The 17,548-nt window shown below is 35.7% G+C and carries 13 protein-coding genes; 7 read left to right on the top strand and 6 right to left on the bottom strand.

Going from position 1 to position 17,548, the window contains the following annotated elements:
• The first annotated feature begins 5 nt into the window (after positions 1 to 5).
• The 4 genes from OZP11_RS20140 (at position 6) to OZP11_RS20125 (ending at position 5,962) form a co-directional block, all read left to right on the top strand.
• On the top strand, positions 6 to 1,196 hold the full coding sequence (locus OZP11_RS20140) for an AGE family epimerase/isomerase (protein WP_281232284.1): 1,191 nt from the start codon (positions 6 to 8) through the stop codon (positions 1,194 to 1,196).
• A 3-nt stretch (positions 1,197 to 1,199) separates the two neighbouring features.
• A complete protein-coding gene (locus OZP11_RS20135) occupies positions 1,200 to 2,429 on the top strand; it encodes a glycoside hydrolase family 26 protein (RefSeq protein WP_281232283.1) in 1,230 nt (409 codons plus the stop codon).
• Positions 2,430 to 2,488: 59 nt separating this feature from the next.
• Complete coding sequence (locus tag OZP11_RS20130; protein WP_281232282.1) at positions 2,489 to 3,778, top strand: glycoside hydrolase 5 family protein; 1,290 nt, start codon at positions 2,489 to 2,491, stop codon at positions 3,776 to 3,778.
• Positions 3,779 to 3,982: 204 nt separating this feature from the next.
• Positions 3,983 to 5,962, top strand: coding sequence for a retaining alpha-galactosidase (locus tag OZP11_RS20125; RefSeq protein ID WP_281232281.1), 1,980 nt, complete (start codon positions 3,983 to 3,985; stop codon positions 5,960 to 5,962).
• A 172-nt stretch (positions 5,963 to 6,134) separates the two neighbouring features.
• Here OZP11_RS20125 and mgrA read toward each other — a convergent pair whose 3' ends face one another.
• The 4 genes from mgrA to OZP11_RS20105 all read right to left on the bottom strand — a co-directional run bounded on the left by mgrA (position 6,135) and on the right by OZP11_RS20105 (position 12,468).
• Entirely contained in the window at positions 6,135 to 7,091 is a 957-nt protein-coding gene (mgrA, locus tag OZP11_RS20120) for an L-glyceraldehyde 3-phosphate reductase (RefSeq protein ID WP_281232280.1), read from the bottom strand.
• 353 nt (positions 7,092 to 7,444) lie between these two features.
• Positions 7,445 to 9,760, bottom strand: a complete 2,316-nt coding sequence (gene bglX, locus OZP11_RS20115; protein ID WP_281232279.1) for a beta-glucosidase BglX — start codon at positions 9,758 to 9,760, stop codon at positions 7,445 to 7,447.
• Between the two features lie 250 nt (positions 9,761 to 10,010).
• Positions 10,011 to 11,387: a sialate O-acetylesterase gene (locus OZP11_RS20110; protein WP_281232278.1), complete on the bottom strand. Its 1,377-nt coding sequence runs from the start codon at positions 11,385 to 11,387 to the stop codon at positions 10,011 to 10,013.
• Positions 11,377 to 12,468 carry an SGNH/GDSL hydrolase family protein gene (locus OZP11_RS20105; protein ID WP_281232277.1) on the bottom strand — a complete coding sequence of 364 codons (1,092 nt, stop codon included), beginning with the start codon at positions 12,466 to 12,468 and terminating at the stop codon, positions 11,377 to 11,379. The genes OZP11_RS20110 and OZP11_RS20105 overlap by 11 nt, the downstream gene beginning before the upstream one ends.
• Positions 12,469 to 12,637: 169 nt before the next feature.
• Here OZP11_RS20105 and OZP11_RS20100 point away from each other — a divergent pair, with 169 nt between their 5' ends.
• The gene (locus OZP11_RS20100; protein WP_281232276.1) at positions 12,638 to 13,129 is read left to right on the top strand and encodes a C40 family peptidase; all 492 of its coding nucleotides are present in this window, start codon (positions 12,638 to 12,640) and stop codon (positions 13,127 to 13,129) included.
• A 135-nt stretch (positions 13,130 to 13,264) separates the two neighbouring features.
• Here OZP11_RS20100 and OZP11_RS20095 read toward each other — a convergent pair whose 3' ends face one another.
• Together OZP11_RS20095 and OZP11_RS20090 are read right to left on the bottom strand one after the other, a co-directional pair.
• Entirely contained in the window at positions 13,265 to 14,839 is a 1,575-nt protein-coding gene (locus OZP11_RS20095; protein WP_281232275.1) for a L,D-transpeptidase family protein, read from the bottom strand.
• 151 nt (positions 14,840 to 14,990) lie between these two features.
• Positions 14,991 to 15,404 carry a DUF1573 domain-containing protein gene (locus OZP11_RS20090; RefSeq protein ID WP_281232274.1) on the bottom strand — a complete coding sequence of 138 codons (414 nt, stop codon included), beginning with the start codon at positions 15,402 to 15,404 and terminating at the stop codon, positions 14,991 to 14,993.
• Positions 15,405 to 15,570: 166 nt separating this feature from the next.
• Between OZP11_RS20090 and OZP11_RS20085 the strand changes: the two genes are divergently transcribed.
• Both OZP11_RS20085 and OZP11_RS20080 read left to right on the top strand, forming a co-directional pair.
• Complete coding sequence (locus tag OZP11_RS20085; RefSeq protein WP_281232273.1) at positions 15,571 to 16,830, top strand: sensor histidine kinase; 1,260 nt, start codon at positions 15,571 to 15,573, stop codon at positions 16,828 to 16,830.
• Positions 16,827 to 17,513, top strand: a complete 687-nt coding sequence (locus tag OZP11_RS20080) for a response regulator transcription factor (protein ID WP_281232272.1) — start codon at positions 16,827 to 16,829, stop codon at positions 17,511 to 17,513. Before OZP11_RS20085 ends, OZP11_RS20080 begins: the two co-directional genes overlap by 4 nt.
• The last annotated feature ends 35 nt before the right edge of the window (positions 17,514 to 17,548 follow it).

Below are 17,548 nucleotides of genomic sequence, written 5' to 3'. Positions count from 1 at the left end.
TACAAGTGTCAGAGAATTTAAAAAAGTTAAAATCAGAATTAGAAACAGAACTCAATTCTATTCTGGAATATTGGACAGCGAATACTGTCGATAACCAAAACGGCGGTTTTATTGGACAGATTGATTTTAACGAACATCTTATAGCAGATTCAGAAAAAGGTTCCGTTTTAAACGCCCGTATTTTATGGACGTTTGCAGCCAGTTATCAGACCACTAAAAACGAAAACCACAAAAAACTGGCTGAGCGAGCCTTTGAATTTCTGTCGGAACATTTTTATGACACACAGTTTGGAGGTCTTTTTTGGAGTATTAATGCCGATAAAACACCAAAAGACACCAAAAATCAGATTTATGCCCTGGCATTTGCGATTTACGGACTATCTGAATATTATGCCATTTCTAATAATGAAAAAGCATTGGAAATCGCCATTAATTTATATTCTAAAATTCAGGATTATAGTTATGATCCTGTAAACAAAGGGTATCTGGAAGCTTTTACAAGAGACTGGAAACCAATTGAAGATTTGCGTTTAAGCGAAAAAGATGCCAACGAAAAGAAAACCATGAATACGCATCTTCACATTATTGAAGCGTATGCGAATTTATATAAAGTATGGAAAGACAAGACGCTGCAAAACATTATGGTTGAGCTTCTTGAAACCATCGAAAAACATTTTATCAATACCGAAACCGGGCATCTTCGTTTGTTTTTTGATGAAAAATGGATCGAAAAACCGGATGTTATTTCATACGGACACGACATCGAAGCAGCCTGGCTTTTACAGCAATGCGCCGAAATTTCAGAGGATAAAACCTTAATTGCCAATTATAAAAAACACGCCATCCAGATTGCCGAAGCCACAAAAAAAGGAATCGATTCTGATGGCGGTTTATGGTACGAATACGATCCTGAAAAAAAAGAATTAATTGCCGAAAAACACTGGTGGCCTCAAGCCGAAGCTTTAATCGGGTTTTATAACGCTTATCAATTAACAAGCAAACAGGAATATCTGGATATTGTTTACAAAAACTGGGAATTCATAAAAAAACACATTCTCGACAAAAAAAACGGCGAATGGGTTTGGGGAGTTTACAGCGACTATGCTGTAATGCAAAAAGACAAAGCAGGTTTCTGGAAATGTCCGTACCACAACGGCAGGGCATGCCTGGAACTTATTAACCGAATTAAAACGTAAAAAATGAAAACATCGTTTCTCAAAATAGCATTTCTCAGCCTCACGGTTTTAACCGTCACAAGCTGTTCGTCTGACAAAGAAGATCCAGCCGAAGTAATCATCGATTATCCTATGCAGGACGATCCTTTAACCACATCGAACGTGACAAATTATATGGTCGATGCCAATGCTTCAAAAGAAACCATCGCTTTATTCTACAATTTAAAAAGACTCGCACAGACCAAAACTGCAATTGGACAGCAAGATGCCTTTAACAGCTTTTATCAGGATGCCGGAACCGAATCTGACATTAAAAAAAATACTGGTTTTGATCCTGCCGTTCTGGGTTCCGACTTTATGTTTATCACCGATAAAAACAACAACGAGCAAGCCAATAACTGGTTCTATCAGCAGGAACTTAAAATTATTGCCGATACAAAAGCCGCTTACGCAAAAGGCATAATCAATACCTTCAGCTGGCATTTGAGAGAACCTTTTAAAGAAGATTCTTTTTATACTGCTGATATGTCTGCCGAAGAAAAAGCTGCAGCTTTTAAAAGCATTTTACCCGGCGGTGCCAACAACGAATGGTACAAGAAAAAACTAGATAAAGTCGCCAGTGTAGTTTCAAACTTAAAAGGCGCAAACGGAGAACTGATTCCCATTATCTTCAGACCTTTTCATGAATTCGACGGAAGCTGGTTTTGGTGGGGCGCTGATTTTTGTACCGCCGACGAATACAAAAAAGCCTATCAATTCACAGTTGATTATTTAAAAAACACAAAAGGTGTTCACAATATTTTATATGCTTTTTCTCCTGACAACTCCTATACAACCGAAGCCAATTATTTAAGCCGATATCCGGGTGACAAATACGTTGACATTATCGGAATGGACAATTACGGAGATTTCAACAATCAGGGTCAAACCGGATCTGATAAAGCAAATGCAAAACTCAAAATCCTTTCTGATTACGCTAAAGCAAAAGTAAAAATCGCCGCTTTAACCGAAACCGGATACCGTGTTACATCCGCATCGCCAGCCATTACAAATTGGTTCTCGAATTTTTTATACAGTGCTTTAACCAAAAATGATATTCAGATTAGTTATGTAATGTTCTGGAATAATAACACAGATGGTTATTATGTTCCAAACGGATCCGTTTCGAATGCATCTGATTTTAAAACATACAGCTTGAAAACGAAATCAGCTTTAGTGAATTCTCTGCCAAAGATGTATGAAATGCCGAAATAAGACTTTAAAAAACCTAACAGTTTTAAAAACCTGTTAGGTTTAATTTCAAAATACAAATTATGAAAAACCGATTTTTTAAAACACTTTCAGCCGCCTTACTCCTTACAAGTATTGCTTGTCAGGCACAGGAAAAAATTACCGTAAAAGGAAACGAATTTTATAAAGGTGATAAACCTTACGCTTATATTGGAACCAATTATTGGTACGGAAGCATGCTGGCATCTAAAAAAATAGGCGATCGCAAAAGACTTTTACGAGAACTGGATTTTATGAAAAAAAACGGAATCGATAATTTACGAATTTTAGTTGGCGCCGATGGCGGAAAATACGATTTCACCGTTCGTCCGGCACTTCAATATGAGCAGGGAAAATACGATGAAGATTTACTGGACGGTTTGGATTTTTTAATAAACGAAATGAGCAAACGCAAAATGTATGCAGTTTTGTACCTGACTAACAACTGGGAATGGTCCGGCGGAATGTCGCAATATTTAGAATGGAATGGCAAAGGCGCAATTCCGGTTCCAAATATCCCCCCCAATACCTGGCCTCAGTTTATGTCGTATACAGAGCAATTTCACAGCTGCGAACCATGTATGGAAGCACTCAACAATCATGTAAAATTTATTATTGGAAGAACAAACCAATATTCTAAAAAGAAATATACCGAAGATAATACCATTATGTCCTGGCAGGTTGGAAACGAACCGCGTCTTTTTACAACAGAAAACGAAGCCAAATTCACAAAATGGCTGAATAATATTGTGGATCTAATTGACAGTTTAGACAAAAATCATTTAGTTTCTACCGGATCTGAAGGAAAAAACAGTTCAAACGACAGCATGGAAATTTTTGAAAGAACACATCAAAACCCAAATATTGATTATCTAACAATGCACATCTGGCCCAAAAACTGGAACTGGTTCAAAGCCGATAATGCCGAAGCGACAATGCCAAAAACGATCGAAAATGCCGGAAAATATATTGACGATCATATTAAAGTTGCTAATAATTTAAAAAGACCCATTATTATCGAAGAATTTGGACTTCCGAGAGAACATGAAAATTTAAATGCGGGTGCGCCATCTGTTTACCGTGACCAATTTTACAGCTTCATTTTTGGAAGAGTCTTAGAAAGCCATAAAAATGGAGGACCTTTACAGGCAGCCAATTTTTGGGGTTACGGCGGTGAAGGAAAAGCAATTCACCCTGACGGAAAATGGAATCCCGGCGAACCTTTAACAACAGACCCGCCGCAGGAACCACAAGGTTTGAATTCTGTTTTTAACGGAGACAAATCTACTCTGGAAATTGTAAAAAAATACAATTTAGAATTGAAGAAAAAATAATTTATCTAGACCATATAAGTCATATAAGTTCATTTAATAAAATATAAAAATCTAATTTAATCTGCTGAAATCTCTTTAAATCTGCGTGAAATGTTTTTACGCATAGATTTTTCACGCAGATTTAAAAAGATCAAAGCAGATGTCCACAGATTAAAACTTATTAAATGAACTTATATCACTTATATGGTTTCAAAAAATACCCGCATGAAAAACACATTTATTCTTTTTTGTCTACTATTTCTAAATCTTTCTTTTTCGCAGAAAAAACAAGAGTTTACAGTAAATTCTCCCGATGGAAAAATTGAAGTTAAAATCACAATTGATGATAAAATTTCATGGTCAATATCGCATGAAAAAGATTTGATTCTGGCATCTTCAGAAATGGCTTTAACTTTAGATGAAAATCAGGTTTTAGGAAAGAAACCTGTTGTTATTAATTCAAAAAAAGAAACTGTAAACAATTCATTTGAAACACCGCTTTACAAAAAGAAATCAGTTCAAAATCATTATAATCAACTGACTTTAAATTTCAAAAATGATTTCAGTATCGAATATCGTGTTTTTGATGATGGAGCAGCGTATCGATTTATAACTAAAAAGAAAAAAGATATTACTATAAAATCTGAAGAAGTAGTTTTAAACTTTGATCAGGATTATAATACTTTCATACCTTATGTGAGAGATTTGAGAAACCCTAAAGATCCTTATATTTCTTCTTTTGAAGCACATTATGAGAACAAAAAAATCAGCGAATTTGCAAAAGATACTTTAGCATTTCTTCCTTTATTAATTGATTTTAAAAATAATAAAAAAGCCGTTTTTCTTGAGGCTGATCTCGAAGATTATCCGGGATTATTTGTAACAAACAAAAAAGACAAAACAGGTTTTGAATCTCGTTTTTCTAAATATCCCTTAAAAGAAACCAACGGCGGATTCAATAATATTAACCGATTAATTACAGAAAGAGCTGATTATTTGGTTAAAACCAAAGGAACAAGATCTTTCCCGTGGCGCGCGATTGTGATTTCTGAAAATGATGCAGCTTTAGCCAATAATGATATGGTTCAAAAATTAGCTGAACCTTCAAAAATAAAAGACATTTCGTGGATAAAACCAGGAAAAGTAGCCTGGGATTGGTGGAACGACTGGAATATTTATAACGTCGATTTTAAGGCCGGAATTAATACTAAAACATACCAATATTACATTGATTTTGCTTCTAAAAACAAAGTTGAATATGTTGTTTTAGATGAAGGCTGGAGTTTGGAAGAAGACATCATGAAACACAACCCGAATGTTGATTTACTAGCTTTAATCGCTTACGGAAAAGAACGAAATGTTGGTATAATTTTATGGAGTTCATGGATGGCGTTGACCAAAAACACAGACGGAATTTTGAAGAATTATGCCAATTTAGGAATAAAAGGTTTTAAAGTTGATTTCTTAGATCGGGACGATGCCAAAATGGTGAATTCCGTTTATGATATTTCGCAGAAAGCTGCGAATTATAAATTGATTTTAGATTTCCACGGAATGTACAAACCAACTGGAATCCAGAGAACTTTTCCAAATATCCTGAATTTTGAAGGTGTAAAAGGTTTAGAAAACAATAAATGGACGCCAAATGATGATGTGCCATTGTACGATACTACAATTCCGTTTATCCGAATGATGGCCGGCCCAATGGATTACACGCCGGGCGCAATGCGAAATGCAACTAAAAGTGAATTCAAACCAAATCATTCAGCTCCAATGAGTCAGGGAACAAGATGTCATCAATTGGCGCTTTATACGATTTTTGAATCTCCTTTGCAAATGATGGCAGATAGTCCGACCGCTTTTATGAAGGAACAAGAAAGCACTGATTTTATCGCTAAAATCCCGACCGTTTTTGATCAAACGGTTGCTCTTGATGGAGAAGTTGGGAAATTCGTTTCCATAGCCCGAAAAAAAGACAATATTTGGTATTTAGGCGCAATCACAAATTGGGATTCAAGAGATATTACAATTGATTTTTCCTTCCTTGAAAAAGGTAAAAAATTCCAAGCAGAAATTTTCTCTGATGGCGTAAATGCCGACAAAGCAGCAGTAGATTATAAAAAAGAAATTGTAACCGTTGATTCTACAACAAAATTGAAATATCGTTTAGCAAACGGTGGAGGTTTGGCAATGATTATTCAATAAAAATGAAATCAATATTCTATATATTTGAAACCCGACAGGTTCTAAAAACCTGTCGGGTTTAATATTTACAAAACGCAGACGCACTGCAGTGTGCCTCTACAATTCACATTTTACATTTTACGTTTCACATTTCACATTTCACATTTCACATTTCACATTTCACAAAAAAACATTACGATAAAATCTTCTCAATCGCGTTCAATTCATCATGCGAAAACTCAGTATTCTGCAAACAATCAATATTATTACACAATTGTTTTACCGAACTTGCACCAATCAAAACAGAAGTAATTCGTTTGTCTTTTTGCAGCCAAGCCAAAGCCATTTGCGCCAAAGATTGATTTCTATTCTGGGCTATTTCATTTAGCTGCATTAATTTCTGAATACGTTCCTGTGTAACCTCATCTTCTCTCAAATGTCCGTTTGGATTATGCGCTCTTGAGTTTTCTGGAATTCCATTTAAATATTTGTCGGTTAAAAGTCCTTGCGCCAAAGGCGAAAATGCAATACATCCCACTCCTTTTTCTTCTAGAACATCTAATAAACCATTTTCAACCCAGCGCTCCAGCATGGAGTATTTCGCCTGATGAATCAAACAAGGCGTTCCTAATTGTTTTAAAACATCAACAGCAACTCTGGTTTGTTCTGCCGAATAATTACTGATTCCAACATACAACGCTTTGCCGCTTCTAACCGCGTGATCCAAAGCCATCATCGTTTCCTCAATTGGAGTTTCAGGGTCCGGACGATGCGAATAAAAAATATCAACATAATCGATATTCATTCGTTTTAAACTTTGATCTAAACTTGACAAGAGATATTTTCTCGAACCCCAGTCTCCATAAGGACCTTTCCACATCGTATAACCAGCTTTCGTAGAAATCACGATTTCATCACGCAGATTTCCCTGAAAATTATGCCATACTATTTTTCCGAAATTCTCCTCAGCAGAACCGGGAACCGGGCCGTAATTATTGGCTAAATCAAAATGAGTAATTCCTTTATCAAAAGCTTCAATGGCAATACTTTCTGCATTTTCAAAATTATCTACTGAACCGAAGTTATGCCACAATCCTAAGGAAATCTCAGGCAGTAATAAACCGCTTCTGCCACATCTGTTATATTTCATGTTTGTAATTTAAAGGTTGGAGTTTTAATAGATTTTAAAGGTAGAAAAATATCGAAAGCTATTAATTTAAAAAGTTGTGTTTTTTTAATCTCGTAGAGTCGCAAAGTTTTTTTCAAATTATTTTGAATTGCGTCCAGCTTTAGCTGGATGTAAAAATAGCAAGCATAAAAAAAGGCTTTAACCAAACTGTCGTTAGTTTGGCTAAAGCCTTTTTCAAATTCAAATTTAATCCCCTAGCTGAAGCTAGGGGCTATTCAAAAATCGTTGTGGATTAGCTCCCTATAACTATCGGGATTGCTAGATTAAAAAACTTTGTCCCTTTGTTACTTTGTCCCTTTGAACCTTAAAAGAAACTATTCTATTATTTCAAAACCACTTTGCAAACCTTTATCAGAACTTCCTCCTGCCATGATTTTAAACGTTCCAGGCTCTACCAAAAAGTTTCCTTCATTATCATAAAAACCAAGCTCTTTATTAGTTAATGTAAAAGAAACTGTTTTGGTTTCACCTTTTTTCAGGTTTACTAATTCAAAACCTTTTAATTCTTTAATCGGGCGGACGATGCTTGCATATTCATCATGAATGTATAACTGAACTACTTCTTTTCCGTCATAATTCCCGGAGTTTGTAACCTCAACACTTACTTCTACTTTTTCACCTTTTGTAAAAGTCGTTTTATTCAATTTCAGGTTTTTATATTCGAAAGTGGTGTAGCTTAATCCAAAACCAAACGGGAATTGAGGCGTTTTTTCGACATCCATATAATGCGACCAGAAAACGTTTTTATCACTGTCCGTTGGTCTTCCTGTGCTGTATTTGTTGTAATAAATCGGAACCTGTCCAACATTCCTTGGGAACGACATTGGCAGTTTTCCACTCGGATTATAATCTCCATATAAAACCTGTGCAATTGCATTTCCAGCCTGAGTTCCTAAATGCCAAGCCTCCACAATTGCAGGAACATTTTCTGCAGCCCACGGAATACTCAACGGACGGCCGTTATTTAAAACTAAAACCACATTTGGGTTTACTTTATAAATTTCCTCTAATAATTCCTGCTGTAAACCAGGCAGGTTTAAATCAGTACGGCTTCTTCCCTCACCGCTTTGAAATCCGTATTCGCCTAAAACCATTACGACAACATCGGCATTTTTCGCTGCTTTTTTTGCTGCTTCAAATCCGCTTTTATCTGTTGTATTAAAAACAGTTTCGGTTAAAAACGTTGCTTTTTGCGTCAATAAATCAACTCCTTTTTCAAAAGTCAGCTGATTGTCTTTGTATTGCTGCATTCCTTCTAAAACCGAAACCGCAGTATCGTCTGAAGCTGCAATTCTCCAGCTTCCCAACGGACTGTTTTTATCATTTGCCAAAGCGCCTATCAAAGCAATTTTTTGTCCAGATTTTTTCAGCGGAAGCAAATTCTCTTTCCTCCCCGGCGGATAAGCGTTCTTTAATAAAACAATAGATTTCTTTGCCATGTCTAAAACGCCTTCGTTATTGGCTTTACTTCCAACAACCGTTTTTTCACGTTTTTCATCACAATATTTGTACGGATCGTCAAATAAACCCAATTCAAATTTTACTCGAAGAATTCTGCGAACGGCATCATCAACCAAAGCTTCTTTTACTTTGCCGGATTTTACCAAATCAACCAATTTTGCCACATACAAATACGATTCCATATCCATGTCAGAACCTGCAATAACCGCTTTTGCCGTTGCATCGGCTTCATCTTTAACATAACCGTGTGCAATCATTTCACGAATTGAAGCATAATCCGAAATTACAAATCCGTCAAACTTCCATTTTCCTTTCAAAATATCTCTTTGCAAAAAGGCATTTCCAGTTGCCGGAACACCATTCAAAGTATTAAACGAATTCATAAACGTACGAACTCCCGCCTCAACCGTCGCTTCAAAAGGAGGTAAAACGGAATTGTACAATTTTGAATTACTGATGTCTACAATATTATATTCCAATCCCGCTTCAACATAACCGTAAGCCGCAAAGTGTTTCGCACAGGCTGCAATCGTATTTACTTTTTGCAAATCAGCAACGGTTTCTCCCTGAAAACCTTTTACTCTGGCATACCCCACTTTACTTCCTAAATACGGATCTTCTCCTGCACCTTCCATCACGCGTCCCCAGCGCGCATCGTTTGCAACATCAACATTTGGCCCAAAAGTCCAGTTTATTCCGGATGCCGAAGCTTCATCAGCCGCAATCGCTGCCGATTTTTTAATGGCTTCTAAATCCCAGCTGGCTGCTTCTGCCAACGGAATCGGGCTTAACGTTTTATAACCATGAATTACATCGAAACCAATAATTAACGGAATCCCTAATCGTGTTTCCTCTACCGCAATTTTCTGCACGGCACGAACTTCCTTTACGCCGCGCACTGTCAGCATCGATCCAACCAATCCTTTTCTTAAATGTTCGTATTTCAATTCGGCTGTTCCGCCTTTTGGAGCCGGTCCTGTAACATCCCAAAAACCGTTGTATTGATTCATCTGCCCTACTTTTTCCTCTAAAGTCATTAAAGGCAAAAGCAAATCTATGCGCTGTTCAATAGTTTTATTTTTATCCAGATACGGCTTTTTTTGTGCATTCATATTTCCAACTGTAAACAGGGACAAGATCCCAATAATTATTATTTTTTTATTTTTCATATGTGGTTTAGTTAGTTCTTTTTTTTTTAGATTCTAAGGTTCTGAGTTGCTAAGATTCTACGTTTTTTTTGACTTGTTTTGTCGGTAAGATGTCTCCAATCTTGTCATTTCGACCGAAGGGAGAAATCACACACGAAACTCGACAAAGATTAGCGATTTACTTTATAGATATCCTAGTGTGATTTCTCCCTTCGGTCGAAATGACAAACAATCCGCAAAATCTAAAATCTACATTCTAATATCTAAAATTTTATTCCTCAGAACTAAAACAAGAAGCAGGCAGATTTGCTTTGTTAAACAAATCTGACTGCGTTGTATTTCCCCATGCAAATCTCACTCTTGCCGGATTTACAACTTTACTTGTCAAAATCACCTGATTACTTTTTATCGAAGCTTCGGCAGGTACGAAAACACCATCGGCTCCGGCTACTTCAAACTGATTCGATTTTTTGTTCTTGAAATACAATCCGTCAGCATGATCAAAAGAAACTATTACCTTGTTTTTCTCAATTTTAAAACCTTTAAAAAGCGGACCATTAACCAAATTAGAATTGGTTTTATACGTTTCAGCCAAAGCCAGATTCGCCAGACGAATTCCGACTGATTTTTTATTCTTAGGATGAATATCAATTGTATCCGAAACATCGCTGATTACGACCATTCCGGTATTTGAAACTTCTTTTAATAATTTTCGCTGTGAATTTCTAACCGTTACATTTGAGAAATTATTCGTTCCCGTTTTATAAGGCGCAATCTGGACATAGTAAAAAGGGAAATTTTCTTTCCATTCTTTTCGCCATGAAGTAATCAAAGCGCCTAAAGTTTTATCATAAACCAATGAACCCACATTCGATTCTCCCTGATACCAAAGCGTTCCTGCAATTTTAAATCCTGTAATTGGGTGAATCATCGCATTGTATGCACGTCCCGGCTGATGCGGACCATATTCTTGTTCGCTGAGTTTTTTAGCATTTTCGAGTAAAACAGGATCGTTTTGAACAACTTCTTCAGGCATCCAGATTTCAGCAGGAGTACCGCCCCAGTTGGACGAAATTAACCCGATGGGAACATTTTTTAAATCTTCTTTTAAACGCTTCGCAAAGAAATAACCAACGGCACTGAAATATTTCATTGTTTCCGGAGTCGATTCTGTCCAGTTTCCTAATACATTATTCTGTGGTGTAACTGCGGTAGATTTTGAAACCGTAAAAAATCGGATATTAAAATCTTTGGCATTTTTAACTTCTTCATCGCCATTATCGATTCCCCAGCTTGCCGACATTTCCATGTTCGACTGACCGGAACAAAGCCAGACTTCGCCAATCAGAATATTTTTAAGCAAAACTTCGTTGTAACCTTTTATAGAAATCGTAAAAGGACCACCGGCTTCGGGAGTTTTAATGGTCAGTTCCCATTTCGCCTGATTATTTGTAACTGTTTTATATTCCTGGTTATTCCAGCCGGAAATCAGTTTGATTTCTTCTTTCGGATTTGCCCAGCCCCAGATTTTCACTTCGGAGTTACGTTGTAAAACCATATTATCCCCAAAAATATTGGGAAGCGTAACATTTGCTTCGGCAAAACCATAAATCATCAAAAAGAAAACGAATAGTATTTTATTTTTCATTCAGTAACTTTTTTAAAAATGGACCGTATTCTGCTGCCAAAACCTGATGATCAGCCACATCCGGATGACCTGTACATCCTTTTGGTGTCATGGGTTTAAATTTGAAAATCAGAATTGTTTTATGGGCTTTATCTCCATCAAAAGCGGCTTTTACTTTCTTTAAACAATCTTCAAAAACAACCGCCCTTTCGCCATTTACCATTGGACTGTTTGTAATAACAATCTGCGCTTTTGGATTGTGTTGGTACAACATCTTTATAAAATTCATGTAATTCGAAACGTATTTTTCAGGATTAAAAGGCAGCCGTTCTTTTTTACCGTCGCCTCCAGAAAAATCATTGGTTCCTAAAGCAATACTGATAATATCCGGCTGAAATGCAAAATCATATTTGGGTTTAGCAGGATCTTTTGTCAGATACAAGTTCCCATAAATATCGGGCATAATAGCTTCCTCTTTATTCTCGTCGTTCCAGTTTCTGTACATTCCAATTCCTGAAACGCAGCTCATCAGATAATCGGCACCAATTTGTCTTGACAATGATGGTCCGTAAGCGTAATAACTGTTATGATGATCCATATATTCGCCTTTATCGCAAGGAATTTCCGAAGGATCACTTGCAGCCCCGCAGGTAATTGAATCGCCGATGAATTCGATTTTCTTTTTCTTTTTTGAAGAAATTGAAGTCAGTTTTGCAGTTGTTCCGGCAAACAAAATGTTACCGCTCTGCGCTTCGGTATTTTTATAGATTTCTAAATGATGTTCTTTTTTATTTGAAGTTATTTTTACGGGAAATGACTGAGCTGCTCCTTTTTCAATTCTGATTTTACCTATATATTTTCCGTCAAGAACTAACGAAACATAGTTATGATGTTCGTAAGAATCAACACTTTGAAGTAAAATTGAACATTCATTTCCGGTAAAATTAAACGAGACAGAGGATGCTGTTCCAATTAAAATTACCTGATCGTTTTGGAGCTTTTCAACTCGTCCGGCGTATAGAAAACGATTCTGATTTTGTGCTGTCGAAAGAATAGAAATCAGCAAAAACAGAAATAAAACCGCATATTTTTTGAGAAACATAATTTATTTGTTAAAATATAAATAAGATTCACAAATATATTTGAAATGGACTACACTAAAAGATACTAAAATGTCAAAAAGTAATAAAAAAATACCAAAATTTATTTCCAGTTTGATATCCCCATTAAAACAAACTATCTTTATAAATTCCATTTTTTAATATTTTAAAATGAAATCTTACATTTCCATAGTTTTACTTTCGCTTTTATTTTCTTCTTTCACAACAAAAGAACAGTTTTCTGTAAAAACAGAACAAAGCACAATCGACAGAGATTTGCTTGTTACGTATGCAAAACAATATTTAGGAGTTCCTTATAAATATGCCAGCAGTAATCCGGATGCAGGGTTTGACTGTTCGGGATTTGTAAGTTATGTGTATGGTAATTTCGGATTGACGTTACCAAGGAGTTCAAGCGGTTATAAGAATTTAGGAAAAACTCTAAAACCGGAAGAATTTAAAGTAGGCGATATTCTGGTTTTCTACGGCTACAAAGACCGAACGGTTGTGGGACACCTTGGAATAATCTGCGAAGCCAACGGAATGAAATCGAAATTTATTCACGCTTCATCCGGAAAAGCCCAGCAGGTAACTATAACCGCACTTGACACAGAACACTATACCAAACGTTTTTATAAATGCATCGACGTTTTATCTGAATAATTTTTTACCGCAGATTAAGGATTAACAGCGATTTTTTAAAATCATATTAATTCTTAATCTGCAACTCCACTTTTTCATTCTGATTAAGCAAATTAAATTTCCAAACCCAGTTTTAGGAATTTAGAATTTAAATCTTTATTCTTCGGTTAAGAGTTTTATCAGACTTTCATCTCTTCCATAAATATCTTTGTAGAAATTTAAATTCCCTTCGCGATCTACCCAGGCAGTAAAATAGCCTATGTAAACCGGAACTTTTTTCTTTAAGGTATACCAGTTTTCTTTTCCGGCATGCATGGCTTTGTCAATTCGGGCAGGAGGCCACTGCTTATCGTCTTTTAGTAATTCTATGGCGAGTTCGCGTGGTTTTGCCACACGCACACATCCATGACTAAAAGCACGGCTTTCTCTTTCAAACAAACTTTTTGAAGGTGTATCATGCAGGTAAATATTACTTGAATTAGGGAATAAAAACTTCACCAGTCCCAGCGAATTGTTTTTGCCGGGAAGCTGTCTCACTGCTCCATTATTCCATTCCAGGTTTTTCTGTTTCAGATAATTTTTGTTTTTTGCCATTCCGGGTTTAATTTCATTGGCAATAATACTTGGCGGTACATTCCAGTACGGACTAAAAACAATATTGTTCATCATACCGCTGAAAATAACCGTTTTTGTCATCGCTTTTCCTACTACAACCGGCGAGGTAAAAGCAATTTTAGCGTCTTCGATTATATAGAGTTTAAATTCCGGAATATTGATTTCAATGTATTTCTGCCCTTTCTCAAGATCAGGATCAATCCATCGGCAGCGTTCCATATTGGCGATAATGGTTTTAATTCGGTCAGAAACCGGAATATTCAGATCGTTAATATGTTCTGACAGTATAACATTTTTAGGTGTATAACCATGATGCTGTTCATAGTTTTTCATGGCACTTATTAAAGTCGAATCGCATACCTGGCTTTTCGTATCTTCTTTAAGATCTCCGGTTATAAAAAGTCTTTCCCTGATTTGAGAAACTACTGTCGAAGAATCACCCAGTTTCAGGCTTTTAAAATCTTCATCCGTTTCAATGTTTTTCCAGCCGCCATTTTTTTCAATGTCTCTGTATTGTTTCAGCGCATCACGAAGTTTATAATACTGGCTGAACATTTTGCTTTTCTTATCATCGTTGATCGTTGATTTCTTAAAAATAGAATCCGTTAAAACCTGATAGTTCAGCTTTTTCCTCGGTAAAAGCCATTCTAACGAAATAGATGTTTTTTCGTCAAAACCTCTGTATACTTTTTCGGCATAATAGAAATAGAGATTCGAAATCATCAAATCGGTATATTCTTTTGATAATTTATTATCGGTATTATTTTCAAAAACAGCGTTGATTTCCTTGTATGGAAAATTGGCTTTCAGACCTTCAGAATCCAGACCTTTATATTTATTAAAAAGTGTGTTGCCAAATTCGACCACGCCTTTATTATCCAGCCACAATTGGGTTGATTTGTTCTTTTTATACAAATTGAAAACATCGCCCTGAAATTTTTCCAGTTTTGGATAGGCTGTAAAAAAAGCAGCAATTTTTGTACTGTCAATAGTAAGTCTCAGTTCCGGAATTTCAACTTTCTTTTTTTGATTTTCCTTCTTTTTTTCTCCTTTCGAATTACATGAAACAACCGTTAGAAGCACTACAAACGCAATAATCGAATACCAGATTTTCATATCAATTTTTGGTTAAAAATAGGAAAGTTTTACTTAATTCAAACTAGTATTAAAAATAAAAACAGACTTCGGCTTTAGACATAAAAAAAGCTCCGGATACATTACATATCCGGAGCTGCCACGTTTATAACCAACCTATTAAAATTATTTTTTAGATAACTGTTCCTTTTAAAGTAAGCACTTTTGGAGTAGTCTCGGCACTTGTTGTTACGGTTACAGTTTTAGTAAAAGCACCCTTTGCTGCTGCGTTGTAAGTTGCGGTAACTTTTGCAGATTTTCCAGGCAAAACAGGTTCTTTTGTATAGTCTGTTGCAGTACAGCCGCAAGACCCCTGAACATTTGTAATTACAACTGCTGTTTTTCCTGTATTTTTAAATTCGTAAACAATTGCTTTTGGAGTTCCCTGCGGAATTTGTCCAACGTCGATTGTTTCAGCTTTCCATACAATTGTAGAAGCTGTTTCGATTACTTCAGTTTCTGAAGATAAAGATTTTACCGGTGCAATTGCTGAAAAAGACATTAAGCCTAAAGCCAGAGCCAGCATTGAGATTTTTACGATTTTCATAGCTAAATATTTTAAAATGGTTTATAGTTCGATTTCTATATTTCAAAAGTACCTGAGTTAAAATCAAATCGCTGTTAACCGGTTTCAAATGTTTGTTAACGACTTGTTAATCGACCTTTTTCACTTTAAAATTGCTTAATATTACATTTTAAAAAAGACTTTTTTCTTGAAAATAAATAAACTCAATAGTATCATTGTTCTGGGATTGGTTGCCATTATGAGCATTCTGGTGGCACAGCTGTTATGGACAAAAGAGGCTTTTACGCTCGAGCAGAAAAAACTAAGCCAGAAAGCCCATATTGCACTTCTTGAAGTGGCCAGAAAATTATATGAAGGCACTAATCATGAACCGGTGCAGAATCCGGTGCAAAAAATAGCCAACGATTATTATATAGTAAATGTCGAAAATGAATTTGAACCGGATATTCTGGAGTTTTACCTGAAAACGGAATTCAAAAAAGTAAACATAGCAACCGACTTTGAATACGCAATGTACAATTGCCAGAGTGACGAAATGGTGTACGGCGATTATATTTCTTTATCTAAAAAAGACAAAGAAAAAAAGACGGTTTATTTCCCCAAACATAAAAATCTGGTTTATTATTTCGTGGTTCGTTTTCCTAATGAAACTACTTATTTATTCAGTTCTATGCGATTTTGGTTTGTGCTTTCGATCGCTTTAATTCTGATTTTACTGATTTACGTGTACTCCATTTTTAAACTTTTACAGCAAAAGAAATATTCTGAATTGCAGCGTGACTTTATCAATAATATGACGCACGAATTTAAAACGCCTTTATCATCTATTTTAATTGCTTCAAAATATTTAAGCGAACAAAATCTTATAAAAGAAAACAAAAAACTCCACACTTATACGGAAATCATCCTGAATCAGGGTAATAAACTGAATCATCATATTGAAAAAATATTAACTGTCGCAAAATCTGACTATACGCCTTTAGAATTAAAAAAAGAAACTACTTTAATCGTTCCGGTTATTGAGGAAACTATCGAAAATATTGTGCTTAAGTATCCCGATGCCGAAATTAAAATTGAAAGCGCTTCGGGAGAATATGTTTTGGAAACCGATGTTTTTCACTTTGCTAATTTAGTTTACAACCTTTTAGACAATGCAGTAAAATACTGTAATACCAAACCGGAAATTACAGTTAAAATTTACGAAGAGAATTCTCTTTTAAAAATTGAATTCACAGATAACGGAATTGGTATCTCTAATAAAAAATTATCGTTTATATTTGATAAATTCTATCGAATACAAAATGAAAAAAGCAATGAAGTAAACGGTTTTGGACTTGGATTATTTTATGTAAAAGAAATCTGCAGCCTTCAAAACTGGAAAATAAAAGCCGAAAATAATTTAACAAACGGAGTTACCATTACTCTCTCAATTCCTTATAAAAGATGAAGCAATTCAAAATACTTTATACCGAAGACGATGAAACATTAGCATTTTTAACCAAAGACAATCTTGAACAGAATAATTATGAGGTTGTGCATTGTACCAATGGAAAATCAGGATTGGAGGCTTTTAAAGAGGAACTTTTTGATATTTGTATTCTGGATATCATGATGCCGAAAATGGACGGCTTTGAACTGGCTTCCGAAATTAGAAAAATTGATATTGATGTACCTATTATTTTTCTTTCGGCTAAGACTTTAAAAGAAGACCGCATAAAAGGACTTCGTCTTGGTGCTGATGATTATCTGGTAAAACCTTTCAGCATTGAAGAACTGATCCTGAAAATCGAAGTGTTCCTAAAACGATCTCAAAAAAACAACAAAGTCGAAAAATCGATCTATGAGATTGGAAAATACCAGTTCGACACCAAAAATTTTATCCTTTATAATGATACTGAAAAAGTAGGCCTTACGCAGCGTGAAGCCGAGTTACTAAAACTTTTTCTTGACAATAAAAACTTGGTTCTTAAAAGAGAACAAATCCTGACTGCCCTTTGGGGAACAGATGATTATTTTATGGGAAGAAGCCTTGATGTGTTTATTTCCCGCCTTCGCAAAATTTTAGCCGGCGAAGAAGGCATTTCGATTGAAAACCTGCACGGAATTGGTTTCCGCTTTTTGATTGCATAGTGCCCTCCAGGAAGCTATACAATTCCTGTCAGAAT

The sequence above is a fragment of the Flavobacterium gelatinilyticum genome (genome assembly GCF_027111295.1).
Lineage (GTDB): Bacteria > Bacteroidota > Bacteroidia > Flavobacteriales > Flavobacteriaceae > Flavobacterium > Flavobacterium gelatinilyticum.
Note: the sequence above shows the minus strand (reverse complement) of the source record. Positions and strands in the feature narration are given on the sequence as shown.